This window comes from Staphylococcus piscifermentans (genome assembly GCF_900186985.1).
In the GTDB taxonomy this organism is placed as follows: domain Bacteria; phylum Bacillota; class Bacilli; order Staphylococcales; family Staphylococcaceae; genus Staphylococcus; species Staphylococcus piscifermentans.
On sequence record NZ_LT906447.1, the window covers coordinates 1951783 to 1976916 of the forward strand.

The 25134-nt window shown below is 37.8% G+C and carries 25 protein-coding genes and 1 riboswitch; of the genes, 12 read left to right on the forward strand and 13 right to left on the reverse strand.

Going from position 1 to position 25134, the window contains the following annotated elements; translation table 11 throughout:
• Positions 1-17 precede the first annotated feature (17 nt).
• A riboswitch (TPP riboswitch) is annotated at positions 18-122 on the forward strand.
• 103 nt (positions 123-225) lie between these two features.
• From CKV71_RS09075 to CKV71_RS09090, 4 genes are all read left to right on the forward strand, one after another.
• Positions 226-801 carry an ECF transporter S component gene (locus tag CKV71_RS09075; RefSeq protein WP_095106016.1) on the forward strand — a complete coding sequence of 192 codons (576 nt, stop codon included), beginning with the start codon at positions 226-228 and terminating at the stop codon, positions 799-801.
• Positions 802-813: 12 nt separating this feature from the next.
• On the forward strand, positions 814-2223 hold the full coding sequence (locus CKV71_RS09080) for an ABC transporter ATP-binding protein (protein ID WP_095106020.1): 1410 nt from the start codon (positions 814-816) through the stop codon (positions 2221-2223).
• Positions 2216-3010 carry an energy-coupling factor transporter transmembrane component T family protein gene (locus CKV71_RS09085; protein WP_095106023.1) on the forward strand — a complete coding sequence of 265 codons (795 nt, stop codon included), beginning with the start codon at positions 2216-2218 and terminating at the stop codon, positions 3008-3010. The genes CKV71_RS09080 and CKV71_RS09085 overlap by 8 nt, the downstream gene beginning before the upstream one ends.
• A gap of 226 nt (positions 3011-3236) precedes the next feature.
• Entirely contained in the window at positions 3237-3461 is a 225-nt protein-coding gene (locus tag CKV71_RS09090) for a hypothetical protein (protein ID WP_095106027.1), read from the forward strand.
• 93 nt (positions 3462-3554) lie between these two features.
• Here the strand turns inward: CKV71_RS09090 and purD are convergent, their stop codons facing one another.
• The 11 genes from purD to purE are packed head-to-tail and all read right to left on the reverse strand — an operon-like array spanning position 3555 to position 14747.
• On the reverse strand, positions 3555-4802 hold the full coding sequence (purD, locus tag CKV71_RS09095; RefSeq protein ID WP_095106028.1) for a phosphoribosylamine--glycine ligase: 1248 nt from the start codon (positions 4800-4802) through the stop codon (positions 3555-3557).
• Positions 4803-4826: 24 nt separating this feature from the next.
• Entirely contained in the window at positions 4827-6305 is a 1479-nt protein-coding gene (purH, locus tag CKV71_RS09100) for a bifunctional phosphoribosylaminoimidazolecarboxamide formyltransferase/IMP cyclohydrolase (RefSeq protein ID WP_095106029.1), read from the reverse strand.
• Positions 6306-6322: 17 nt separating this feature from the next.
• On the reverse strand, positions 6323-6889 hold the full coding sequence (gene purN, locus CKV71_RS09105; RefSeq protein ID WP_095106030.1) for a phosphoribosylglycinamide formyltransferase: 567 nt from the start codon (positions 6887-6889) through the stop codon (positions 6323-6325).
• On the reverse strand, positions 6886-7923 hold the full coding sequence (gene purM, locus CKV71_RS09110) for a phosphoribosylformylglycinamidine cyclo-ligase (RefSeq protein ID WP_095106031.1): 1038 nt from the start codon (positions 7921-7923) through the stop codon (positions 6886-6888). The genes purN and purM overlap by 4 nt, the downstream gene beginning before the upstream one ends.
• Positions 7924-7927: 4 nt before the next feature.
• Complete coding sequence (gene purF, locus CKV71_RS09115; RefSeq protein WP_095106032.1) at positions 7928-9349, reverse strand: amidophosphoribosyltransferase; 1422 nt, start codon at positions 9347-9349, stop codon at positions 7928-7930.
• On the reverse strand, positions 9328-11517 hold the full coding sequence (gene purL, locus CKV71_RS09120; RefSeq protein WP_095106034.1) for a phosphoribosylformylglycinamidine synthase subunit PurL: 2190 nt from the start codon (positions 11515-11517) through the stop codon (positions 9328-9330). The genes purF and purL overlap by 22 nt, the downstream gene beginning before the upstream one ends.
• Positions 11510-12181 (reverse strand): phosphoribosylformylglycinamidine synthase subunit PurQ, encoded by a 672-nt coding sequence (purQ, locus tag CKV71_RS09125; protein ID WP_095106038.1) that lies wholly within the window; start codon positions 12179-12181, stop codon positions 11510-11512. Before purQ ends, purL begins: the two co-directional genes overlap by 8 nt.
• Positions 12181-12447: a phosphoribosylformylglycinamidine synthase subunit PurS gene (gene purS, locus CKV71_RS09130; RefSeq protein WP_095106041.1), complete on the reverse strand. Its 267-nt coding sequence runs from the start codon at positions 12445-12447 to the stop codon at positions 12181-12183. The genes purQ and purS overlap by 1 nt, the downstream gene beginning before the upstream one ends.
• Positions 12447-13151 (reverse strand): phosphoribosylaminoimidazolesuccinocarboxamide synthase, encoded by a 705-nt coding sequence (gene purC / locus CKV71_RS09135; protein WP_095106045.1) that lies wholly within the window; start codon positions 13149-13151, stop codon positions 12447-12449. Before purC ends, purS begins: the two co-directional genes overlap by 1 nt.
• Entirely contained in the window at positions 13151-14278 is a 1128-nt protein-coding gene (purK, locus tag CKV71_RS09140) for a 5-(carboxyamino)imidazole ribonucleotide synthase (RefSeq protein ID WP_095106047.1), read from the reverse strand. The genes purC and purK overlap by 1 nt, the downstream gene beginning before the upstream one ends.
• Positions 14265-14747: a 5-(carboxyamino)imidazole ribonucleotide mutase gene (purE, locus tag CKV71_RS09145; protein WP_095106049.1), complete on the reverse strand. Its 483-nt coding sequence runs from the start codon at positions 14745-14747 to the stop codon at positions 14265-14267. Before purE ends, purK begins: the two co-directional genes overlap by 14 nt.
• Before the next feature lie 208 nt (positions 14748-14955).
• On the opposite strand from purE, the gene folD reads away from it, so the two are divergent.
• A complete protein-coding gene (gene folD / locus CKV71_RS09150; RefSeq protein WP_095106054.1) occupies positions 14956-15813 on the forward strand; it encodes a bifunctional methylenetetrahydrofolate dehydrogenase/methenyltetrahydrofolate cyclohydrolase FolD in 858 nt (285 codons plus the stop codon).
• Positions 15814-15922: 109 nt separating this feature from the next.
• On the opposite strand, the gene CKV71_RS09155 is transcribed toward folD, so the two are convergent.
• Complete coding sequence (locus CKV71_RS09155) at positions 15923-16999, reverse strand: M42 family metallopeptidase (RefSeq protein ID WP_095106056.1); 1077 nt, start codon at positions 16997-16999, stop codon at positions 15923-15925.
• 127 nt (positions 17000-17126) lie between these two features.
• A complete protein-coding gene (locus tag CKV71_RS09160; RefSeq protein WP_095106058.1) occupies positions 17127-18275 on the reverse strand; it encodes a globin domain-containing protein in 1149 nt (382 codons plus the stop codon).
• A 386-nt stretch (positions 18276-18661) separates the two neighbouring features.
• On the opposite strand from CKV71_RS09160, the gene CKV71_RS09165 reads away from it, so the two are divergent.
• From CKV71_RS09165 to CKV71_RS09195, 7 genes are all read left to right on the forward strand, one after another.
• Positions 18662-18979 carry a DUF5011 domain-containing protein gene (locus CKV71_RS09165; protein ID WP_095106060.1) on the forward strand — a complete coding sequence of 106 codons (318 nt, stop codon included), beginning with the start codon at positions 18662-18664 and terminating at the stop codon, positions 18977-18979.
• A 300-nt stretch (positions 18980-19279) separates the two neighbouring features.
• Positions 19280-20392, forward strand: coding sequence for a cytochrome aa3 quinol oxidase subunit II (gene qoxA / locus CKV71_RS09170; RefSeq protein ID WP_095106062.1), 1113 nt, complete (start codon positions 19280-19282; stop codon positions 20390-20392).
• Positions 20392-22374, forward strand: coding sequence for a cytochrome aa3 quinol oxidase subunit I (qoxB, locus tag CKV71_RS09175; RefSeq protein ID WP_095106064.1), 1983 nt, complete (start codon positions 20392-20394; stop codon positions 22372-22374). Before qoxA ends, qoxB begins: the two co-directional genes overlap by 1 nt.
• Positions 22367-22969 (forward strand): cytochrome aa3 quinol oxidase subunit III, encoded by a 603-nt coding sequence (qoxC, locus tag CKV71_RS09180; RefSeq protein ID WP_095106066.1) that lies wholly within the window; start codon positions 22367-22369, stop codon positions 22967-22969. The genes qoxB and qoxC overlap by 8 nt, the downstream gene beginning before the upstream one ends.
• On the forward strand, positions 22966-23256 hold the full coding sequence (gene qoxD, locus CKV71_RS09185) for a cytochrome aa3 quinol oxidase subunit IV (protein ID WP_095106067.1): 291 nt from the start codon (positions 22966-22968) through the stop codon (positions 23254-23256). The genes qoxC and qoxD overlap by 4 nt, the downstream gene beginning before the upstream one ends.
• Positions 23257-23369: 113 nt before the next feature.
• A complete protein-coding gene (gene rihC, locus CKV71_RS09190; RefSeq protein ID WP_095106069.1) occupies positions 23370-24278 on the forward strand; it encodes a ribonucleoside hydrolase RihC in 909 nt (302 codons plus the stop codon).
• Between the two features lie 83 nt (positions 24279-24361).
• Positions 24362-25114 (forward strand): DeoR/GlpR family DNA-binding transcription regulator, encoded by a 753-nt coding sequence (locus CKV71_RS09195; protein WP_095106071.1) that lies wholly within the window; start codon positions 24362-24364, stop codon positions 25112-25114.
• The last annotated feature ends 20 nt before the right edge of the window (positions 25115-25134 follow it).

The following is a 25134-nucleotide window of genomic DNA, read 5'->3' on the forward strand; positions in this document are numbered from 1 at the left end:
TAGTATAAATCAATAAAGAAAAGCACTAGGGGTGTTTCGTAACTGAGATGAAGCAGTTTTGCTTCAAACCCTTTGAACCTGATCTAGCTGAGACTAGCGTAGGAAAGTGCAGGAGATCTGCCGGCAATTTGGTTAAGGGTTATGCCGGTTTGTTCCGATGCCTATTTCACGCAGCTTGCTAGACAAGTTTGTGTGTTTTTTTATATTTAGGAGGAATTATTGATCATGTCAAAAGGACTTAAACTTTCAGATATCTTGGTAACTGTATTAATTGCAGTTATTTTCGCTATCATCTACAACATCTGGAACTTCGTATACAAAGCGATGCAAGTGACTGGATTACATCTAGAGGAGCTCTCTTATGGTATGTGGTTTGCGGCAGCAGTCGTAGCTTACCTCATCATCCCTAAACCGGGTATTGCCTTACTTGCTGAGTTTGCAGCAGGTGCCGGTGAAACTATCGTCATGGGACGCTTTGATATTGCAACAATCGTTTATGGTTTATTACAAGGTTTAGCTTGTGAGATTATCTTTGCTATCTTCCGTTATAAATCACGCTCTGTGATGGTCGCAATGCTTGCTGGTTTAGCTGCAGCATTAGTTACTTTCCCTATCGACTTCTACTATGGTTATTTAGGCGAAGTAGCTGGCTGGAACTTATTCTTATATGTATTCTTCCGTTGTGTCAGCGGTATTGTGCTTGCAGGTCTCTTCCCTTATTACTTAGTGAAAGCGCTCGATAAGACGGGTGTGACGAAATTATTCAGACCTGCTTCTCAAAAAGATTACGATAATTTGTAAGGAGAATTTACCTTGTTACGTGCAAAAAATTTACGACTCAAATATCCAAATGCGCCTGAAAAAACCTTTGATGGATTAGATATCGAAATTCCAGATAAGCAAAAGGTCCTATTATTAGGACCTTCAGGCTGCGGTAAAAGTACATTGCTGAATGTCTTAAGTGGCATCGTTCCGAATTTAATAGAATTACCGATGAAATATGATGAGTTAGAAGTCGATTTAAATAGCGGTGTCATCTTTCAAGATCCAGATACACAATTTTGCATGCCCAAGGTCTATGAAGAACTTGCTTTTGTATTAGAAAACAAGCAAGTACCGCGCAAAGACATGGATGACTTAATTCAGAAGGCTTTAGCTTCAGTGGATTTAGATGTGGGACCTAAGCAGACTGTACAGAAATTAAGCGGCGGCATGAAACAAAAGTTAGCCATTGCAGAAACAGTGCTGCAAGAAGCGGATACCCTCTTCTTAGATGAACCGACAGCTATGTTGGACGTAGATGCGACTGAAGACTTGTGGAATCACATTAAAGATATGTGGCAAGACCAGACCGTGCTGATTGTAGAGCACAAAGTTGAACACATCTGGGAACATATCGATCGCGTTATTTTAATGAATTACGGCGGAGAAATTATTGCAGATGATTCTCCTGATGTGATTTTGCATCAACATGAAGCACTACTGACTGAATACGGCGTGTGGCATCCGCATGCTTGGGATTATGCTCCTGAAAGCACTTTGTCATCAGAGACTCACATCAAACCTGATTTCCAATTCAGCAATGGTGAGATTGTACGCGGAAAAAAATCACTGATTCAGGTTCCAGAATTAGCTGTAGGCCCAGGCGAGTGGATTACGATTACTGGAAAAAATGGTGCTGGCAAAACAACGTTGTTGGAATCTATGATGCAGTTAATTAAATATCGCGGTAAAATGACTTATCAAGGTCAGCAACTGCATAAGATTAAAGAAGCTGCTCAACATATGTATTTGGTTTATCAAAATCCAGAATTACAATTTATTACTAATTCTGTTTACGAAGAAATCTTTATCAACTTTAGTGGCGAAAATGCAAAAGAAGAAACAGAGAAGTTGATAGACTTGTTGAATTTGGAAGCGGTGCGTGACCACCATCCCTTTGAATTGTCGATGGGACAAAAACGCCGTTTAAGTGTTGCAACAGCTTTAAGTTCTCGAGCTGATATTATTCTATTGGATGAACCTACATTCGGTTTAGACAGTCATAATACTTTCAACTTATTATCACTTTTCCAAAAACGTGTGGCACAAGGTCAGACGATTGTCATGGTAACGCACGATCCCCATATTATTGAGCGTTACCCTACAAGACGTATTGAGCTAAGAGATCATTTACTATGCGAAGAACAACTATTTGAAACGGCAGGTGAAGACAATGTATGAGGCATGGAAACGCTATTTCACCTTTGTAGATAATGTAAATATTATTACTAAGTTAGGATTAGGTGTATTCTTATTCTTCTTTGTCATCTTTGTGCATAACTTTGATGTCATGATTTACCTGACTTCACTCATGTTGATTTTCTTGCTGGTCTTCGGCGGTATGAAATTTAAAGTGACAGCACTATTCGTACTTTATACAATAATTTTCAGTATTGTATCTGCCCTCTTTATGATTTTCTATGGGGACGGAACACATACCTTATTTAAGTTAGGTATCATCAATATCACAACTGAAAGTTTAGTACGCGGGCTACATTTATCTATGCGTACAGATACAGTGACATTCTTTGGTATTGTGATGGCCTTCACCTCACAAATTGTGATGATCTTCTATAGCTTGATGCAGCATTTAAAAGTCAAACCTAAAGTAGCTTATGCCTTTATGGCAGCGATTCGTATGGTTCCGCTGATTATTTCATCATTTGTGCAATTGCGTAAATCATTGAAGATGCGCTATCAAATGGTGGATAAAGCCAACTATCGTGGTTTTGCTCGTATGAAGCATTTAATTATTCCGCTGCTCAGCCAAAATATTCGCAAAGCGCATCAGCTTTCAGTGGCTATGGAGAAAAAAGGATTCAAAGACGGTCCAAGAACCTATTATTATTACGCACCGTTCAGTTACCGTGATATCCTCTTTATCCTGTTGTTTGCGGCAATCTTAATTATTGCTGTATTACTAGCACATTATTTACCAATTACAGGAATCACAGACGTTCGCGGTTGACGCATCGTCAATATTTCCTTACAATGCATATCTGGGTTGTGGTAGTCGAGCTGCAACCCATACCAATTTTACATTTTCATTCATCCATATCTTTTCCAGCAGTGAGCGGTTACCGATTCAGCCGTTTGCTGCTATTTCTTTACCTTAAAATAATTAAAAGTATCGAGCAATTAATGCTATAATAAATATATACTGAATATTCGCACATAAACTGGAGGATTTCATTATGAAAAAGAGAAACGATGCATATGATAAGGGCTATCAGCAAGCCGCTAAAGAAATTGATACTATGGCAAAATTGAAAAATAAAAAGCGACGTTTAAATCGTTATATTAAGAAACGTAAAAGAGCATGGCGTTTCCGCCAGTTATTTAATAAAAGAAGCTCACGTTTTATCGCAGGTTACAAACAAGCCTATATTGATATGGCTAAATCAGTTCCAGAAGAGTAAGGAAGTTTTTGCTTCCTTACTTTTTTGTTTTGACATAGCAAAAACAGCCAATACACTTAGTTTGGCTGTTTTAGGAACGAATTTATTATTTTATTACGCTTCGTGTTTAATTGCTTTATCGCTGATATCACGACGATAGAATAAACCTTCGCTATCAATTGCATCAGCTTTTTGATAAGCATTCGCTTTAGCTTCACTTACAGTTTTGCCTTCGCCGATAACTAAGATAACACGTCCTCCAGAAGTAACGTAGTCATCGCCTTCTTTTTTCAAGCCGCTGACAAATGTTTGACCGTCTAAATCAAAGCCACTGACTTTTACCCCTTTTTCATATGAGCCTGGATAGCCTTTAGATGCAAGCATAACGCCTACAACCGCTTCATCTTTCCATTGATAATCAATTGGTTTACGTGCTTCCAAATCTAAGATATGCTGCATCAAGCCACTCTCTAAGCGTGTCAATAACACTTGTGCTTCCGGATCACCGAAACGCGCATTAAATTCAATGACTTTAGGTCCTTCGTCAGTTAAAATTGCACCTATATATAACACGCCGAAGAATGGATACCCTTCTTCTTGCATGGCTTTCGCTATAGGTTGTGCAATTTCAGCATTCGTACGTTCTAATACGTCTTCAGAAATGTGCGGTACAGGACAATATGCACCCATACCTCCTGTATTAGGTCCTTTGTCGCCATCAAATGCACGCTTGTGGTCTTGTGCAATTGTATCAAATGGTACAGCATAATCTCCGTTGACGAAGGTCATGACAGAGTACTCTTCACCTTCTAAGAACTCTTCAAAGACTACTTTTCCATCTTCTTCCGGATAAAGTGTTTCTACAGCGTCTATAGCTTCATCGCGTGTCATCGCAATAATAACACCTTTACCGGCAGCTAAGCCGTCTTTTTTCAAGACTACAGGAATCTTACAGTCTTCAACATATTTTAAAGCTTCAGACTTAGAATCTACTTCTACATATTCTGCAGTTGGAATACCATATTTTTCCATAATACGTTTTGCAAATGATTTAGAACCTTCAATTTGTGCTGCTTTTTCACCTGGTCCGAAGACTTTAACACCTGCTTGGCGTAATTTATCTCCTAAACCTTCAGTTAATGGTTGTTCTGGTCCTACTACCGTCCATTCAACATCATGGTCTTTTGCAAATTCAACAATTTCATCATGGGCTGTTTCAGCAATTTCACTATGCACTTCAGCAACTGTTTCCATCGCTGCATTACCTGGAATTGCGTACACTTGGTCTACAAGTTCAGATTGATTTAATTTATGCGCAAGGACATGTTCTCTGCCCCCGCCGCCGATTACTAATACTTTCATCTTCAGCTTAAACCTCCTGATACCTTAATGTTTGAAGTGGCGTACACCTGTCATTACCATTGCAATGCCGTGTTTGTCTGCCATATCGATAGAGTCTTGATCTTTAATAGATCCGCCTGGTTGAATAATCGCTTTGATGCCTGATTTAGCTGCTAATTCTACTGTGTCATCCATAGGGAAGAAGCCGTCTGATACAAGTGCTACATTGTCGTTAATTTCAATCGCACGTTCAATTGCAATTTCAGCTGAACCTACGCGATTCATTTGACCTGCGCCAATACCAACTGTTTGATGATCATTACTTAAAATGATGGCATTACTTTTTACTGAAGGAACGACTTTCCAGCCTAATTCCATAGCTTTCCATTGTTCTTCAGTCGGTTCTGCTTTAGTCACTACTTTCATATCGTCACGAGAAATTGTTTTTGTATCTTTGTCTTGTACTAAATAACCGCCAGATACAGATACATATTCTTTCTCATCGTGGTCTACTGTCATTTCAACTTCTAGCAAACGAATATTTTTCTTTTTAGTCAATACTTCTAGCGCTTCTTCAGTAAATGAAGGTGCAATGACTACTTCTAAGAAGATTGAATGTAATTTTTCAGCTAGTTCTTTGGAAACGGGACGGTTAACTGCTACAATTCCGCCGAAAATAGATTGACTATCTGCATCGTAGGCGTTTTGGAAAGCTTCTTCGATTGAAGATCCTACACCTACACCGCAAGGATTCATGTGTTTCACTGCTACAGCAGCAGGTTCTTCGAATTTCTTAGCTAATGCAAGCGTCGCATCTGCATCTTTAATGTTATTGAAGCTTAATTGTTTACCGTGTAATTGTTTCGCACCTGCAATGGTATTCGACGCATCAGATGTACGTACAAAGTATGCATCTTGCTGTGGATTTTCGCCATAACGTAAAGGTTCTTTATTTTCTTTAAAGAAATTAACGATTGCATTGTCGTAATCATTGGTATGTTCAAATACTTTAATCATTAATGATTTGCGGAATGCTTCATCTAAAGTATCATTTTTGATGTGTTCGATTACCGCATCATAATCAGCAGGATTTACTACAGTAGTGACATGTTTAAAGTTTTTCGCAGCTGCACGCAACATTGTTGGTCCGCCGATATCAATATTTTCAATCGCGTCCATTTCAGTTACATCTGGATTAGCAACTGTTTCTTTGAATGGATACAAGTTTACAACGACCATGTCAATTAAGTCGATGCCTTTATCTTTCAATTGTTGTAAATGTTCAGGTTTGTCTCTATCTGCTAAAATACCTCCATGCACGGCTGGATGTAATGTTTTCACACGACCATCCATGATTTCATCAAATTGTGTTAAATCTGATACTGATTTAACTGGCACCCCTGCTTCGTCTAGAGCACGTTTTGTACCGCCAGTTGAATATAATTCGTAGTCTAAGCTTACTAATGCTTTAGCAAAGTCTACAATTCCACTTTTATCTGAAACACTTAAAATTACTTTTTTCATTTTAAAAATAGCCCCTCTTATCGAATAATGTTCGCAATGACTTTAGGATATAATTCATATTCTAAGTTCTTAATGCGGTCTTCAAGTTGTTCTTTAGTATCATCTGGATAGATGTCACATTGGCTTTGCTCGATAATTTCACCCGTATCCATACCGCTGTCGACAAAATGTACTGTTGTACCTGTGACTTTATCGCCACTGTTATAAGCTTGACCAATTGCATCAATGCCTTTATATTTCGGCAATAATGCAGGGTGAATATTTAAAATGCGACCTTCATATGCATCTAATAAATCCGAACCGATTAAACGCATATAACCTGCTAAGATAATCCACTCTACTTCTTCTTCTTTTAAATATTGCAGCAATTGCTGCTCATATTCTTGTTTAGAATCAAAGTTTTTAGGAAGTGTTACATGTACTGGAATATCTAGTTTCTCAGCACGTTCAATCGCATAAGCATCTGCATGATCCACATATAATGCTGTAATTTCAATATTGTCTAATCGTCCATCTTGGACACGTTGTGCGATATTTTCAAAATTGCTTCCAGAACCTGAGGCAAAAACTGCTACTTTAGTCACGCTTTAACCCCCGTTAATACAATCGGTTCGTCGCCCGCTTCAACAATTTTACCGATTTGATAAGCATCCACATTTTGTTCTTTCAAAATACGCAATGTTTTTTCAGCTTCTGCTTCATCAACCACTAATGTAAAGCCGATACCCATATTGAAGATATTGTACATTTCTTGAGTTTCGATGTTGCCTTCTTTTTGCAGCCAATCAAAAACAGCTGGTGTCGGGAAGGATTGAACATTGATTTCAGCTGTGACACCTTCAGGCAATGCACGTGGAATATTTTCATAGAATCCGCCACCTGTGATATGTGTCATCGCATGCAATTTCACTTGTTCTTTTACTGCAAGCACGGGTTTGACATATAAACGTGTCGGTTCCAAGAATGTGTCTAAGTACGTACGTCCGTTAGCAAATTCAGCGTTTAAGTCCACACCTGATGTTTTAATCAAATGACGTACTAAACTGTAACCATTTGAGTGAATGCCGCTTGAAGCGAGTCCGATAATGACTTGAGCTGGTTCAACTGACGAACCGTCAATGTAGTCATCTTTTTCAACTGCACCTACTGCAAAGCCTGCTAAATCGTATTCACCTTCGTGATACATTTCGCCCATCTCAGCAGTTTCGCCGCCGATTAAAGCGGTATTTGTTTCTTCACAACCATCGCTGACACCTTTAACAATTTGTTCAATGACTTCAGGTACAACTTTATTCGTTGCGATATAGTCTAAGAAATAAAGTGGTTCAGCACCTGTTGTTAAAATATCGTTGACACACATTGCGACTGCATCGATGCCGATTGTGTCATGTTTGTCATGATCAATCGCAAGCTTTAATTTAGTGCCGACGCCGTCAGTACCTGAAACTAAAACTGGTTTCTGCATATTTAATTGTGATAAATCAAATGCTGCACCGAAGCCTCCTAAACCGCCTAAGACTTCTTTACGCATTGTACGTTGCACATGACTTTTCATACGTTCAACCGCTTCATAACCTGCATGAATATCTACACCTGCATTTTTATATGACTCTGCCACAGCTTTACACTCCTCTTCTCTTAAGTTCTTTTACTTCTGGTAATTGATGATCGACAATTTCAATTGGATAGTTTCCTGTAAAGCAAGCATCACATTCGCCTTTTGAATCAAATTCATGGAATACTTCGTGCATACCTTCTACTGAAAGGTACGTTAATGAATCTGCTCCGATTATTTCTTGCATTTCTTCTACTGTATGTTGTGCAGCCATTAACTCAGCATGTGTTGACACATCAATACCGTAATAACAAGGATCGATGAGAGGTGGAGAAGAAATACCCATATGTACTTCTTTCGCTCCTGCTGATTTTAATGCTTTCACAATATACTTACTTGTTGTACCACGCACAATAGAGTCATCAATGACAACCACACGTTTGCCTTCAATGACATCTCTGATTGGAGAATGTTTCATTCGTACTTGTTTTTCACGAACACTTTGATCAGGTGTAATAAAGGTACGCCCGATATAACGGTTCTTCAATAAACCTTGTTCATTTGGAATGCCTGTATATTCGGAAAAACCTTTCGCTGCTTGCAATGACGAATCAGGAACACCGATAACAATATCCGCTTCAATTCCCATCTCACTCGCAAGCTTTTTACCTAAGGCTTTACGCACATTGTAAATAGAATGTTTATGGAATTCTGAATCGGGACGTGCAAAATACACATATTCCATAGAACACATATTGTGATTGATATTGGTTGAGTAATAATCATAATCGATATCATTTTCGCCGCTGAAAGTAATCAATTCACCTGGTTCGATGTCTCGAATATAAGTTGCACCAATGGCTTGAAACGCACAAGTTTCACTTGCGACACAATAGGCGCCGTCTACTTCGCCTAACATCAATGGTCGCACGCCGTTATTATCTCTTACTGCTGCTAATTGATCAGTGTTCAGCATGACACAGCTGAATGCACCTTTAACTTGATTTAATGCCGCTTTTTGATTGGTTTTAATGTTAGGTGATTTCCCTCTGATCAACAAATGTGCAAGTACTTCTGAATCACTCGTTGTTTGGAACACACTGCCTTCAGATTCTAGTGCATGGCGGATTTGAACTGCATTCGTCAAATTACCATTGTGGGCTAATCCTAAATCACCTTTTGAATGTTTGAATAAAAATGGTTGTACGTTGGCAATCTCGCTTGCTCCTGTTGTCGCATAACGCACATGTCCGATTGCATTTTGATAACCTTGCAATGATTCTAATTGTGCATCTGAAATCGCTTCAGTTAACAAACCCATACCGCGTGCGCCAAACAGCGATTCGCCGTTTGAACACACAATGCCGGCACCTTCTTGGCCACGGTGCTGCAAGCTATGCAGCGCCATGTAAGTCAGCGTGGCTGCATGAGGATGATTCCATATTCCAAAGACTCCACATTCTTCATTTAATCCGCGGATGTCATACATTGAGGAATTGCTCCTTCCCAAATTTCGTTTAACGTCGACACGTTGTCTTCTACTGTTGTTTGACCATTTGTGACTTTGAATTCCTTGTTATCAGTTACTGTTCCGATTTCTTGAGCGTCCGGAATATCTAAAGTTTGTCCATCTTTCACTGCCACAATATAACGCCCTTGAGATTCACTGAATAATTGTGCATCTGTAACATCTAATTTCACATCTACACCTAAACCGTAGTAAGCACTGAAACGTGCAAGTGTAATCAATAAACCGCCTTTACCGACAGTTTGTACATGAGAAGCTTTGCCGTCTCTGATTGCTTTTTTAATTGCTTCGCCTTTTGCTACTTCTTCAGATAAATCTAAGGCTTCTGATTCATGATTGACTTTGCCATACAATAATTTTTCAAGTTGGCTGCCGCCGAAATCGTTACGTGTTTCACCTACAACATATAATTTATCTCCAGCATGCGGTTGGAAATCGTTTAAGTAATCAATATCTTCAATTAAGCCGACCATTCCTACTACTGGTGTTGGGAAAATTGAAGTGCCTTTTGTTTCGTTGTATAAAGAAACGTTACCAGATACAACTGGTGTTTTAAGTACTTCACACGCTTCTGCCATACCTTTTGTAGAATCAATCAATTGTTGATAGATTTCTTTTTTCTCAGGAGAACCATAGTTCAAGCAGTCAGTCATAGCAAGTGGTGTTGCCCCTACTGCAATCAAGTTGCGGTAAGCTTCTGCTACCACCATTTTGCCGCCTTCATACGGTTGGTTATATACATAACGTGCTTCTCCGTCAATTGTAGAAGCGATGGCTTTGTTAGTACCTTCCACACGTACTACTGACGCTTGCAAACCTGGTTTTACGATTGTGTTTGCGCCGACTTGTTGATCATATTGTTCGTATAAGTAACGTTTAGACGCAATAGTTGGATGCGCTAATAATTTCTTGAATACATCATTTACATCTACATTGCTGTAATCATTTTTAGAAGTGTTATATTCTTTTTCTTCACCTTCTAAAATATATACAGGCGCTTCATCTGCTAATGGTTCCACAGGAATGTCAGCATATACTTCGTCGTCATAAGTAAGAACGAAACGATCTGTATCTGTTACTTCTCCGATGACTGCACTGTCTAGTTCGTGTTTATCGAATAAGTCTAAGAATTTTTGTTCTGTTCCTTTTTCAACTACTAACAACATACGTTCTTGAGTTTCTGAAAGCATCATTTCATATGGTGAAATACCTTCTTCACGCACAGGCACTTGATCTAAGCGCATATGCATACCGCTGCCGCCTTTCGCTGCCATTTCAGATGATGAAGATGTTAAACCAGCAGCACCCATATCTTGGATACCGACTAACTCAGGAAAAGTAATAGCTTCAAGTGTCGCTTCCATTAGTTTTTTACCAACGAATGGGTCACCGATTTGTACAGAAGGTCGTTTGCTTTCACTTTCTTCGCTTAATTCTTCAGATGCAAAAGTCGCACCATGAATACCGTCGCGTCCTGTTTTCAAACCGACATAAATCACAGAGTTGCCGACACCTTTAGCAGTACCTTTTTGAATCATATCGTGGTCAATAATACCCACACACATTGCATTGACTAAAGGATTGCCATCATAACGTTCGTCAAATTCAATTTCTCCAGCTGTGGTCGGAATTCCGATACAGTTGCCATAACCACCAATACCAGCAACAACACCGCGTGTTAAAGTACGGTTTTGAATTTCGTTTAATTCACCGAAACGTAAACTATTGAGTAAATTGATTGGACGCGCTCCGATAGATACGATGTCACGGATGATACCGCCGACACCTGTTGCAGCGCCTTGGTAAGGTTCAATCGCTGATGGGTGGTTATGTGATTCGACTTTGAATACCACTGCTTGGTCATCGCCGATATCTACCACTCCTGCACCTTCACCAGGTCCCATTAATACGTGTTCGCTTGTTGTCGGGAACTGTTTCAAGAAAGGTTTAGAATGTTTATATGAACAGTGCTCACTCCACATTACAGAGAAAATTCCAATTTCAGTAAAGTTCGGTTCTCTTCCTAAAATATCAACCACTTTATCATACTCTGCGTCAGTTAATCCCATGTCGCTGTAAATCTTCTCAGCTTTGATTTCTTCGATACTCGGTTCAATAAACTTAGGCATTTTGTTCCCTCCAACTATTTACCATTGACTCAAATAATTTCACGCCGTCTTCAGTTCCTAAAATAGATTCCAATGCACGTTCAGGGTGCGGCATCATACCGCACACATTGCCTTGTTCATTTACAATACCTGCGATATCATCGTAAGAACCGTTCGGATTGTCAGTGTATTTTAAGATGATTTGATTATTTGCTTCTAATGCTTTATACATTTCTTCTGTACAGTAGTAGTTGCCTTTACCGTGCGCCACTGGGTAAATAACTGTTTCATTCTCAGCATATTCACGTGTAAACGGTGTACGGTTATTCACTACTTTCAATGCTTCGTTACGACTGACAAATAAATGTGTCTCGTTATGCAATAAAGCACCTGGAAGTAATCCTACCTCTGTTAAGACTTGGAAACCGTTACAAACACCTAATACTGGTTTACCTTCTGCAGCAAAGCGTTTTACTTCCGAAATAATTGGCGCTACACTTGCCATTGCACCTGAACGTAAGTAATCTCCGAATGAGAAACCGCCAGGAATCAATACACCGTCGAAGCCTTCTAATGAAGTTTCGCGGTAATCTACATATTCTGCCTCTGCGCCTGTTTTCAATGCTGCATTCAACATATCTCTATCACAGTTAGAGCCAGGAAATACTAATACTGCGAATTTCATTATGCATTCTCCTTTTCATCATCTTCGACTACTTTGTAGTTGTATTCTTCAATTACTGTATTCGCAAATAATTTCTCACTTAAAGTATTTACAATGTTATGCACTGCTTCATCTGTTGCTTCATCTACTGTAAAATACAATAATTTACCTACACGAATGTCATTGACTTGGTTATAACCTAAATCATGTACGGCACGGTTAAGTGCTTGTCCTTGTGTATCTAATACTTGCGGTTGTAATGTGATGTGCAATTCGATTGTTTTCATTATTTAAGTGCCTCCAATTTATTTAAGAAAGTTTGGTATGTGTCTATAATTGAACCGCGATCTTCACGGTATACATCTTTATCAAAGTTTGTATCGCTGTCTTTTTCCCAAATACGGCAAGTATCTGGAGAAATCTCATCTGCTAATAAAATATCGCCATCTTTTGTACGGCCGAATTCGATTTTGAAATCAACGAGACGAAGGTTGATGCTATCTAACATTTCAACTAATGCTTTGTTAATTTCTAATGCCATTTTTTTCAATTTTGCAATTTCTTCTTCATTTGCAATGTTTAATAATTTGACGTGGTCATCTGTAATAAGCGGATCATTCAAGTCATCATTTTTATAGAAGAATTCAACGAGCGGTGTTTCGAATTCATGTCCTTTTTCGAAACCTAAACGTCTTGTAATTGAACCTGCTGCGATGTTGCGTACAACAACTTCTAAAGGAATAATTTCTACTGAACGTACAAGTTGTTCAGTTTCGGATGTTTGTTCTATAAAGTGGCTTTGAATACCGTGTTTTTTAAGATATTCAAAAATGATTGAAGTGATTTGATTGTTAAGTCTGCCTTTGCCGTCAATGTGATCTTTCTTCGCACCATTTCCTGCTGTCACTTCATCTTTGTATTCTACGCGTAATACGCCGTCTTCATCTGTTGAAAAAATACGTTTTGCTTTTCCTTCATATAATAATGACATTACTTGTTTCCTCCTTTAAAGGTTGCCAACATTTCTTGCTCTGTTTGATCAATATTATCTGTCAATACTGTCATATGCCCCATTTTTCTAGCTGGTTTTCTAGCTGCTTTACCATAAATGTGTACGTGCCATTCAGGATGGTCACCAAATTCGTCTTCTAATAAATCTAAATCTTTTCCTAGCAAGTTCATCATGACTGCTGGTTTTAAGATTTCAATACTTTCTGGCAGTTTTTGGCCAGTCACACCTAATATATGTGTGTCGAATTGTGAATAATCACAAGCTTCAATTGAATAATGTCCTGAATTATGTGGACGCGGTGCAATTTCATTCACGTAAAGATGATTGTTCTTATCAATAAAGAACTCTACTGTAAAGGTACCGACGAAATGAACCTTTTCTGTAATCTTGTCTACTTCAGCTCTTGCTTCTGCTTCTTTGTCAGAACGAGCTGGAACGATTGTTTTAAAAAGTACTTGGTTGCGGTGTTCGTTTTCTTGAAGCGGGAAATAACAGATTTGACCACCATTTCCGATAGTCACTGTGAGTGAAACTTCTTTGTATAAATCAAGGAACTGCTCAGCCACACACTCTTGTTTTTCAACAAGCTCTTTTGCTTCATCCATATCTTGTTCATTTCTCACTAAAATTTGACCTTTGCCGTCATAGCCGCCGAAACGTGTTTTAACCATAAATGGATAGCCTAATTTTTCTGCAGTTTCCTCTAAATCAGAAGGACGTGTCAACTGTGCATAAGGAACAATCTTAGTGCCAGCTGATTCTAATGTTTGTTTTTCAGTCAAACGATCTTGAAGTAAGTGAATCGCTTGATAACCTTGAGGTACATTGAATTCTTCAGTTAATGTTTGCAATTGGTCTGCAGCGATATTTTCAAATTCATAAGTAATGACATCAGAAGCTTCTCCTAATTGTCTTAAAGCTTCCATATCATCATATGCTGCATTAATGAAATCATGCGCTACGTACTGACAAGGCGCATCAGGGTCAGGATCTAGTACAATCACCTTAAAGCCCATTTTCTGAGCAGATTGCGCCATCATTTTGCCTAATTGGCCGCCGCCGATAATGCCTATAGTTGCACCGAACTTTAATTTATTGAAGTTCACTTTGCATCTCTCCTACTTTATCTACTAATGATTGTTGATATTCATCTAATTTCTGACGTACTTCATCACTTTGGATGCTTAAAATACGTGCTGCCAAGATACCTGCATTTTTAGCACCTGCTTTTCCGATTGCTGTTGTAGCAACTGGAATACCGCCTGGCATCTGAACAATCGATAGTAAAGAATCTAATCCTTTTAAACTCTTTGATTCAATCGGAACTCCAATAACAGGCAATGTCGTCATAGAAGCAACCATACCTGGTAAATGTGCCGCTCCGCCTGCTCCGGCAATAATAACATCATATCCATTTAATCTGGCTTCTGTCGCAAAGTCGAACATTAACTTAGGCGTACGATGTGCGGATACTACTTTTTTATCGTACGGGATTCCAAATTGGTCCAACATCTGGCAACTTTCTGACATCATATCCCAATCAGAAGAACTGCCCATAATAACTGCCACTTTCAAATTGAACACCCTTTCAATTATTTGAAATTTTAATCAAGTAAGTTGTATATTACAGATATAGCATAACAAATCAGGTCATGCTTTTTCAATCAAAAATCGAACTTTCGAGAGATTTTTTAAAGAAAATTACGTAATTATACGTAAATTCGTTAATTTACACTTTTAATTCTATGTTAAAGTTCGAAAATTATTTAGGAGGAATTTACACATGGTTGCAAAAATTTTAGATGGCAAACAAATTGCCAAGGACTATCGTCAAGGATTACAAGATCAAGTCGAAGCGTTAAAAGAAAAGGGCTATACGCCGAAACTTTCTGTAATTCTAGTGGGCAATAATGGGGCGAGTTTAAGCTATGTAAAATCTAAAAAGAAAGCTGCTGAAAAAATCGGTATGATTTCAGAAATCGTACATTTAGAAGAAACAGCTACTGAAGAAGAAGTATTAAACGAACTTGACCGTTTAAATAATGATGATTCTGTCAGCGGCATTCTTGTTCAAGTACCGCTTCCATCTCAAGTGAGCGAACAAAAAGTACTTGAAGCCATTAATCCTGAGAAAGATGTAGATGGCTTCCATCCGCAAAACATCGGTAAATTATATATTGATGAACAGACTTTCGTTCCTTGTACGCCACTTGGTATTATGGAATTGCTAAAAAATGCGGATATTGATTTAGATGGTAAAGATGCTGTAGTAATCGGACGCAGTCACATTGTAGGCCAACCTGTCTCTAAATTATTAATCCAGCAAAATGCTACTGTCACAATCTTGCATTCTCATTCAAAAGATATGAGCAAACATCTTAAAGATGCGGATATTATTGTCAGCGCTGTGGGTAAACCTGGACTTGTAACTAAAGATGATGTAAAAGAAGGCGCAGTTGTTATCGATGTCGGTAATACACCTGATGAAAATGGAAAATTAAAGGGTGATGTCGAATACGAAGATGTTAAAGAAATTGCAGGCGCTATTACACCTGTTCCTGGAGGAGTAGGCCCTATGACGATTACAATGGTATTAAACAATACATTGTTAGCTGAAAAAATGCGTCGTAGCATCCAATAATAAGTAAGGGTTATAGTGGATCGGAATGTTTGAGGGACATTCCGATTTTTTTGTTGAATAAAAAAGGAGGCGGAACACCATTTTGTTCCACCTCCTGATATTCAATAAATCACCATTTTATATTTTCTACTGCATCATTATCTAAAGATTTGACAACTTCAGTAACAAGCTTAACGGCATTCAAATAATCTTGTTTATGCATAATTGAAACATTGGAATGCATATATCTTAATGGCACACCAATTACAATTGAAGGGATACCATCATCTACTAAATGAATACTGCCGGCATCTGTACCACCGCCTTGGGTAGTTCCCCATTGTACTTCAATACCTTTTTCTTCAGCTACCTTTTTAATATGTCTGCGTAAACCAACGTGAGCAATAATTGTTGCATCCATAAAGATAATCAATGGCCCTTTGCCTAATTCAGATTGTTCAGCGCCACCTTTCATCCCTGGTGTATCGTAAGCAATGCCTACATCCACTGCAATAGCCAAATCTGGTTTGATTTTATGTGCTGCTACTTTAGCCCCGCGTAATCCTACCTCTTCTTGAACTGTCGCACCTGCAACCAAGTTGACGTTGATGTCTTCGTCTTTCAAGTTTCTTAATACATCAACTGAAAGTGCGCATCCGAATCGATTATCGAAAGCTTTGGCTAGCAAATAGTTTTCATCGCTCATAACTTCAAACTCAGAATAAGGTGTAATCATATCACCTAATGCGATTCCTAATTTTTCCGCTTCTTCCTTTGAAGCTACTCCAATATCAATAAACATATTTTTTATGTCCATCGCATTTTTACGTTCCTCAGGCGCTAAAACATGTGGCGGTTTCGAACCAATAACTCCTCTGATTTCACTGCCGTCTTCTGTCGTCAAAGTTACTTTTTGAGAAAGCATTACTTGGCTCCACCACCCGCCAGCTGCCGCAAACTTAATAAATCCATTTTCATCAATATCTGTTACCATAAACCCGACTTCGTCTAAGTGACCAGCCACCATCAACGTTTTATCACCTTTTGCAGCATTCTTTTTACCAAAAATGCCACCTAAGTTATCTTCAACCAGCTCATCAGATACAGGATTCAGATACTCACGCATTGTTTCCTTAACTTGCATTTCATGTCCAGCTATACCATTTACATCCGTTAAAGTTTTTAATAATTGATTTGTTTCATCCATTTTTAAACATCCCCTCTCTTTTAATTCTAATAGTAGCAATTAAAAATTATAAAGAAAAGCAGACAAGCCTATCCATAAGACTTGTCTGCTAGCATTTATTATAAAATTATTTATTTTGCTATCTTTATTAAACTTCTACACTCAAACGTGGGATGAATGTTTCGAAGTGGATACGTGATTTATCTACACCCATTTCATACAATTCATTTACGATTGATTTCAAGAAGTGGATACCACCGCAAATATAAATTTGTGTATCATCTGAAACATATGGTTTCAAATCTTCTTTAGTAATATATCCATCTGCTTCTCTATCATGCAATGTGTAGCTGGCATTATCATATTCAGCAGCAAAGTTTGCTAAACGTTCAGCAAATGGCACATCTGAAATATTACGAGTGTTTTGAATGAATTGGACACTTGATGAATCACCTTGTACCGCTGCTTCGAACATAGATACTAACGGTGTCACACCGATACCAGAACCAAGGAATAATTGAGATTTATCTGTTTCATGCAATCTGAATGCACCAACTGGAGCTGTTAAATTTAAATCATCACCAACACTGTATTCATCGTGTAAGATTGTAGAGACTTCACCTTCATTGTCTTTAGTTACATCACGTTTTACTGCAAATGTTAAAGTATCTTCGTCTCCACCCACGATAGAATAGTGGCGTTTAGCTCTGTAAGGTAATTTATCACTAGAAACATCTACTGTAATATATTGACCTGGAATAAATTGACTCAAATCATATTTTTCAGATGAAACTGTAAATGCTTTGATATCAGAAGCAACATTTTCAATATTAGTAATTTTAAATGGTTGGAAACCATCCCATAACATATCTGCATACATTTGTTTTTCAACATCTATAAATACATTTGCAATTTCCCAATAGGCATTTGTCCAAGCTTTAATTACAGGATCATCTTCTTCTAATCCCAAGACTTCCATAATTGCAGCAATTAAATTTTCGCCGACGATTTCATAACCAGCTGGCGGTACTTGCAATGCACAGTGTTTATATGCAATTTCTCTTACTACAGGCATAATAGCGCCTAAATTTTCTATATTTGCTGCGGCAGCTAATACAGTTTGTGCTAAAGCTGTAGATTGCAAACCTTTTTTCTGGTTAGTTTGGTTAAACATATTACGAAGTTCAGGGTGTTCATTAAACATTCTATTATAGAAGAATGACGTAATTTCCACACCTTTGTCTTGTAATACTGGTACTGTTTGTTTAATAATATCTTTTTCTTGTTCAGTTAACATTTAACTTCACTCCCTCTTCGACTCAATTCCAATCATAATACGCTTTTCACGATATATAAACATTTAAATCTTGAGTTCACACAATAGTCAAAAATTATAACTAATTTAGACACGTTTCTATTAATTTTTATATACACTTATCCTTTTTTTAAACACCATTTCTCATTTAGTTACTTTTGTCCCCTTTCTTAACGTCTATTTTTGTTCACAATTCAGCAATAGATCAAATTTTTACGCGTTTTTAATCCAATTTTCATAATTATCATTTAATATTGTAAGTGTTCTAAATATTAGGTCCATAGTATGATGTGACTTGATAAAGAAATCGTTATAGTATAAATATAAACTCACTCGTTAGTAAGCCATTGAATTCGGAGGTCGATAAAATGCACAAATTATTACAGTCTTTATCAGCTTTAGGCGTTTCAGCAACTCTTGTAACACCTAACTTAAATGCTGAAGCAACTGACAACTCTGTACCTGAATTAAAAGGCGTTGAAGATGCAATCATTCAAAAAGGTGAAAGCTATAACCTGTTAAACGGGGTCAGTGCTTATGATAAAGAAGATGGAGATTTAACTGACCAAATTAAAGTTAACGGAAACGTCAATACTAATAAAATTGGTAAGTATAAAGTTGAATATCAAGTCATTGACTCGGATGGTGCGAAAGAAATTTCCGAACGTTACATAGAAGTCAAATGATTCGAAATAAAATTTAATAACAATGTGTTTATTTTTAAATTAGGTGCTACCGCTTTCAACCCCTTAATTGATAAGCGTTCTCAACTACAGCGCCTATTTTAGTGTGGAATGTAATTTATGTCAGTATTCACAAAATGGACACATAATTTTAACAAATCTGTGAAAGCCCGTCAGTCCTAGTGTCTGTTGGGCTTTCTTTAATTTTTTCGAAAAAATTTTCCTCCACCCACTTGTAAATATCACGTAATATCTTAAAATTATTGTTAAGCCCTACAATTGTAGTATTAGGAGGTCAATAAAGTGTCAAAAATCAAGTCTTTGCTTCTACTATTTGGCTCGTTGATTTTACTCAGCGGTTGTCAAAATATGGAAGTACTTAACCCAAAAGGGCCAATGGCAAGCAGTTTGAAATGGCTGATTATTTATTCAATCATCTTTATGCTTGTTATTGTTGCGGTTGTGTTTGTATTGTTTGCTGTATTTTCTTATAAATACCGTTATTCAAATACCACTGAATCAGGCAAAATACATCACAGCACATTGTTAGAAACTATTTGGTTTATCGTACCATTCATTATCTTACTTGCTTTGGCAATTCCAACTGTCAAAACATTGTATGATTACGAAAAACCGCCTGCTAGCGACAAAGACCCAGTCGTTGTTTATGCAACTAGTGCAGGTTTCAAATGGTTCTTTGCTTATCCAGAGCAAAAGATTGAAACAGTGAATCACTTAACGATTCCAAAAGATCGTCCAGTAGTATTCAAATTGCAATCTATGGATACTATGACAAGTTTCTGGATTCCACAACTTGGCGGTCAAAAATATGCTATGACAGCTATGACAATGGAATGGACTTTAGAAGGTGACAAAGAAGGTACATACCGAGGTCGTAACTCAAACTTCAACGGTGAAGGCTTCGCTCGTCAAACTTTCCCTGTTCACGTTGTCAACAACTCAGAGTTTAATAAATGGGTAGATAAAGCTAAGAAAAAAGAAGTTCTTAAACAAGATACTTTCGATAAACAACTTTTACCTACAACTAAAAACCAAGAGTTGACATTCAGCGGTACGCATATGGCGTTTGTTGATCCAGCTGCCGATCCTGAATACATCTTCTATGCTTACAAACGTTTCCACTTCACACCGAAAGATCCAAACTTCTATGATCAAAAAGAAGGCGTTTTAAGCAAACCAGATGCAAAATATCCAGCACGTAAAGCACAAATTACAAACGTTATGTACAACCGTCACGGCATGAAAGAAATGATCCTGCCAAACGACAAACCATATGATAATGAGTTCAAGAAAGAAGAATCTCATAATATGGACGAAATGGAAAAAGCTCACAAAAACTCTAAAGACAAAAAAGCTTCTGAGCTAGAAAAGAAAAATGATGGAGGTGAACATTAATGAATTTCCCATGGAATGAATTACTCGTTCACGGTAACTGGATGATTACAATGGCGCAAATCGGTGCTCCTTTCCTAGTTATTGGTGTCATCGCAGTAATCACATACTTTAAATTGTGGAAATATCTGTACAAAGAATGGTTTACAACTGTCGATCATAAAAAAATCGGTATCATGTACTTGCTTTGTGCAATCTTAATGTTCGTCCGCGGTGGTATTGATGCACTATTAATGCGTACTCAATTAACAATTCCAAACAATACGTTCTTGGAAGCAAACCACTACAACGAAATTTTCACAACACATGGTGTTATCATGATCATCTTCATGGCAATGCCTTTCATCTTCGGATTATGGAACGCAGTAATTCCATTGCAAATCGGCGCACGTGATGTTGCCTTCCCTGTAATGAACAACATCAGTTTCTGGTTGTTCGCAGGCGCAATGTTATTATTCAACCTTTCATTTATCGTCGGTGGTTCACCTGCTGCAGGTTGGACAAACTATGCACCACTTGCTGGTGAATTCAGTCCTGGTCCTGGGGTTAACTACTACTTACTTGCGATTCAAATCTCAGGTATCGGTACGTTAATGACTGGTATTAACTTCTTTGTAACAATCTTAAGATGTAAATCACCAACTATGAAATTTATGGAAATGCCAATGTTCACAGTGACAACATTTATCACTGCTTTAATCGTAATCTTGGTTTTCCCAGTATTCACAGTTACTTTAGCGCTTATGACAATTGACCGTATTTTCGGTACTCAATTCTTTACAGTCGCAAATGGCGGTATGCCGATGTTATGGGCGAACTTCTTCTGGGTATGGGGGCACCCTGAAGTATATATCGTTGTCCTTCCAGCATTCGGTATCTTCTCAGATATTATTCCGACATTCGCACGTAAACACTTATTCGGACATAAAAGTATGATTTGGGCAACAGCTGCTATTTCATTCTTGAGTTTCTTAGTTTGGGTCCACCATTTCTTCACAATGGGTAATGGTGCGTTAATCAACTCATTCTTCTCAATCTCAACAATGTTAATCGCTGTGCCTACCGGAGTTAAAATCTTTAACTGGTTAGCCACTTTATATCAAGGTCGAATCAGTTTCGAATCACCAATGCTATTCTCATTAGCATTTATCCCAACATTCACTATCGGTGGGGTTACTGGTGTAATGCTTGCAATGGCGTCTACTGACTATCAATACCATAATACGTATTTCTTAGTTGCCCACTTCCACTACACATTGGTATGTGGTGTTGTATTCGCTTGTTTCGCAGCACTTATCTTCTGGTATCCTAAGATGATGGGTTACAAATTGAATGAACGTTTGAACAAACCATTCTTCTGGTTATTTGTAATTGGTTTCAACGTATGTTTCATGCCTCAATTCATTCTTGGATTAGATGGTATGCCACGTCGTTTATACACTTACATGCCTTCAGACGGTTGGTTCATGTTAAACGTCATTTCAACAATCGGTGCATTAATGATGGCAGCAAGTGTATTATTCTTAGTTGCTAACATTATCTACAGTCACCTTAAATCACCAAGAATCGCTTCAGGTGACTCTTGGGGTCTTGGCCGTACTTTAGAATGGAGTACTGCTTCATCTGTACCTCCTGTTTACAACTTTGCTATCACTCCTGATTGGGATGATTTAGACACATTTGTAGACATGAAAAAACAAGGTCGTCATTATTTAGACAATCATAACTATAAAGATATTCATATGCCGAACAACACACCAGTTGGTTTCTTCATGGGTATCTTCATGACAATCGGCGGATTCTTCTTGACTTTCGATACAATCATTCCAGCAATCATCTGCTTAATCGGTGTATTCGGCTGCATGATTTACCGAAGCTTCCAAGAAGATCACGGTTACTACATTCCAGCTTCTGAAGTAGCTGCTACTGAAGCGAAACTTCGTGAGGCTCGTGAAAAAGAAAGGGAGGCTGCAAGTCATGCATGATACAAAGACTATTGATGCGCGTTCGCATGAAGGTAATTTGAACAAGTTTGGCTTCTGGATCTTCCTAACAGCTGAATTCTCTTTATTCGGTACTCTATTTGCAACGTTGCTTATTATGCAACATGCCGGTGATTACGCAGACAAATTAACAACTGATTTGTTTGAACTTCCTTTAGTATTATTGATGACATTCGCATTATTAATCAGTTCATATACATGCGGTATCGCAATTTACTATATGAGAAAAGAAAAACAAAAATTAATGATGATTTGGATGATCATCACAGTTGCACTTGGTGCAGTCTTCGTTGGATTAGAAATCTTCGAATTTGCACACTATGTATCTGAAGGTGTAACACCGCAAATCGGTTCTTACTGGTCAAGTTTCTTCATCTTGTTAGGAACTCACGGTGCCCACGTATCGTTAGGTATCGTCTGGATCATTTGCTTATTAATCCAAGTGGCAACACGTGGACTTAATGAACATAATGCTCCAAAATTATTTATCGTAAGTTTATATTGGCACTTTTTAGATGTTGTATGGATTTTCATCTTTACTGCAGTCTATATGATAGGGATGGTGTATAGCGGATGAATACAATCGTAAAACATACAGTCGGCTTTATAGCTTCTATTGTTTTGACACTACTCGCAGTTTTCGTAACTCTTTACACATCATTGACACTCAATGCTAAAATTACAATTATCTTTGGATTCGCTTTTATCCAAGCTGCAGTTCAGTTATTAATGTTCATGCATTTAACTGAAGGTAAAGATGGACAAGCTCAAACATTCAAAGTCATCTTCGCCATTATCATTACTCTTGTAACTGTAATCGGTTCTTATTGGGTAATGGTCGGCGGACATAGTGCACATATGTAATATAAGTAATTATATTCAAGTGAACACACTAAGCTGGTGAGGCATTTGCCCCACCGGCTTTTTTTACATACAATATAAGGTGAATTAATTCATTTGAAGGAGGAAACGATAAAATGGCTATCCCAATTATGATAGATACAGATCCAGGAATTGACGATGCGGCAGCCATCAGCATTGCCCTCACTCACCCTGACTTAGATTTAAAAATGATTACAACTGTGCACGGCAATGTAAATATCCATAAGACTACTAGCAATGCTTTACAATTAAAAGCATTCTTTAACAGCAACGTCCCTATTCACCAAGGAGTTGCAACACCGCTTATTAATCAACCTGTAGACGCTGAACATGTACACGGTGAAACAGGAATGGCAGGTTTTGAATTTTCGCAAGCTGATTATGATTTACTAACTTCAGATAATGCAGTACAAGCTATGAAAGAGGCACTGCTCGACTCCGATGAACCTATTACCCTTGTCCCTATCGGACCGCTTACAAATATCGCTTTATTATTGAGAACTTATCCAGAAGTATCTCGCCAAATCAAAGAAATCGTATTGATGGGTGGCAGTGCAGGCAGAGGTAATGTTACTCCAGCTGCTGAGTTCAATATTTATTGCGACCCAGAAGCAGCAGATATTGTCTTCAACTCACATATCCCTATTACGATGGTTGGATTGGATGTTGCGAGAGGTGCAAGTCTAACTTACGAAGCGATTAATAAATTACAAGAAATAAACCAAACTTCTCACATGCTTTATCACATGTTCAACCATTATCGTGGCGACCAATTTGGTGATGGCATCGCTGTATATGATGCTTATACCATTTTATATTTACTCTATCCTGAAATGTTTTCAGTAGCAGACGCTAATGTAAAAATTGAATTGACAGGAACATATACAAAGGGAGAAACTGTTGTTAATTTTGATGAGGCGACGACTAATGCAACGGTAGTTCTTTCAGTCGATAAATCCCAATTTATCACAATGTTTTTTGAGGCTTTATCATATGCCAAATAATAATATAGAATTCTAATAAGAGCAGCATAATTCTATATGCTATAATAACCATAAATTAAGAAATAAAGATGCAGGTTGTGAAAATGATGAATTTAAAAGAAGAACGCCACCAATTTATCCTTAATAAATTAAAGCAATCCAAGAGTGTATCGGTAAAAAAATTATCAGAAGAAATGCAAGTAGTTCCCATGACGATTCGTAGAGATTTAAAGGAACTAGAACAGAAAGCATTATTAGTTCGCGTACATGGCGGAGCTGTGGAAAAATCGACTTTTTATGATGAATTGGCAAACGAAGAAAAACAACAATTAAACAGTGAAAATAAGCGTGTTATTGCTGAAAAAGCAGGTCGTTTAATTCACGACGAGGATACTGTATTTATCGGTTCAGGAACTACCAATGAAGCGATATTTCCTTTTATTAAAGAATTAAAGCTCCATATCATTACGAATTCTCTATATATCTTTGAGCAATACAAAGATATAAAGCATATGGATGTGGTTTTAATAGGCGGTCGCTACAGAAAGAAAACAGGATCGTTTATTGGGCAATTAGCTAACACGATGTTGAAACAAGTTCATATCGATAAAGCATTCATCGGCGTCAACGGTATTATAGATGACGAAGCTACGACTGCTAATGAAGAAGAAGGAAACGTAAATGAACTCATTTTAAATCACTCTACGGAAAAATATCTAGTTTCTGACAGTTCGAAGTTCAATACGAGAGCTTTCACTCCTTTTTATAAAATTAAAGATTTGACTGCAATTATTACCGATAATGAAGTATCCTATAAAGTAAAAGATTATTACAGTAAGCTCACTGAAATCATATAAATAATCTCTAAACAAAAACG

Bases quoted from the DNA above. Each gene is read 5' to 3' on its own strand.
- CKV71_RS09075 (WP_095106016.1), top strand. From the start codon at position 226: ATGTCAAAAGGACTTAAACTTTCAGATATCTTGGTAACTGTATTAATT.
- CKV71_RS09085 (WP_095106023.1), top strand. From the start codon at position 2,216: ATGTATGAGGCATGGAAACGCTATTTCACCTTTGTAGATAATGTAAAT.
- CKV71_RS09090 (WP_095106027.1), top strand. From the start codon at position 3,237: ATGAAAAAGAGAAACGATGCATATGATAAGGGCTATCAGCAAGCCGCT.
- purD (WP_095106028.1), bottom strand. From the start codon at position 4,802: ATGAAAGTATTAGTAATCGGCGGCGGGGGCAGAGAACATGTCCTTGCG.
- purH (WP_095106029.1), bottom strand. From the start codon at position 6,305: ATGAAAAAAGTAATTTTAAGTGTTTCAGATAAAAGTGGAATTGTAGAC.
- purF (WP_095106032.1), bottom strand. From the start codon at position 9,349: ATGTATGACATCCGCGGATTAAATGAAGAATGTGGAGTCTTTGGAATA.
- purL (WP_095106034.1), bottom strand. From the start codon at position 11,517: ATGCCTAAGTTTATTGAACCGAGTATCGAAGAAATCAAAGCTGAGAAG.
- purQ (WP_095106038.1), bottom strand. From the start codon at position 12,181: ATGAAATTCGCAGTATTAGTATTTCCTGGCTCTAACTGTGATAGAGAT.
- purS (WP_095106041.1), bottom strand. From the start codon at position 12,447: ATGAAAACAATCGAATTGCACATCACATTACAACCGCAAGTATTAGAT.
- purC (WP_095106045.1), bottom strand. From the start codon at position 13,151: ATGTCATTATTATATGAAGGAAAAGCAAAACGTATTTTTTCAACAGAT.
- folD (WP_095106054.1), top strand. From the start codon at position 14,956: ATGGTTGCAAAAATTTTAGATGGCAAACAAATTGCCAAGGACTATCGT.
- CKV71_RS09155 (WP_095106056.1), bottom strand. From the start codon at position 16,999: ATGGATGAAACAAATCAATTATTAAAAACTTTAACGGATGTAAATGGT.
- CKV71_RS09160 (WP_095106058.1), bottom strand. From the start codon at position 18,275: ATGTTAACTGAACAAGAAAAAGATATTATTAAACAAACAGTACCAGTA.
- CKV71_RS09165 (WP_095106060.1), top strand. From the start codon at position 18,662: ATGCACAAATTATTACAGTCTTTATCAGCTTTAGGCGTTTCAGCAACT.
- qoxB (WP_095106064.1), top strand. From the start codon at position 20,392: ATGAATTTCCCATGGAATGAATTACTCGTTCACGGTAACTGGATGATT.
- qoxC (WP_095106066.1), top strand. From the start codon at position 22,367: ATGCATGATACAAAGACTATTGATGCGCGTTCGCATGAAGGTAATTTG.
- qoxD (WP_095106067.1), top strand. From the start codon at position 22,966: ATGAATACAATCGTAAAACATACAGTCGGCTTTATAGCTTCTATTGTT.
- rihC (WP_095106069.1), top strand. From the start codon at position 23,370: ATGGCTATCCCAATTATGATAGATACAGATCCAGGAATTGACGATGCG.
- CKV71_RS09195 (WP_095106071.1), top strand. From the start codon at position 24,362: ATGATGAATTTAAAAGAAGAACGCCACCAATTTATCCTTAATAAATTA.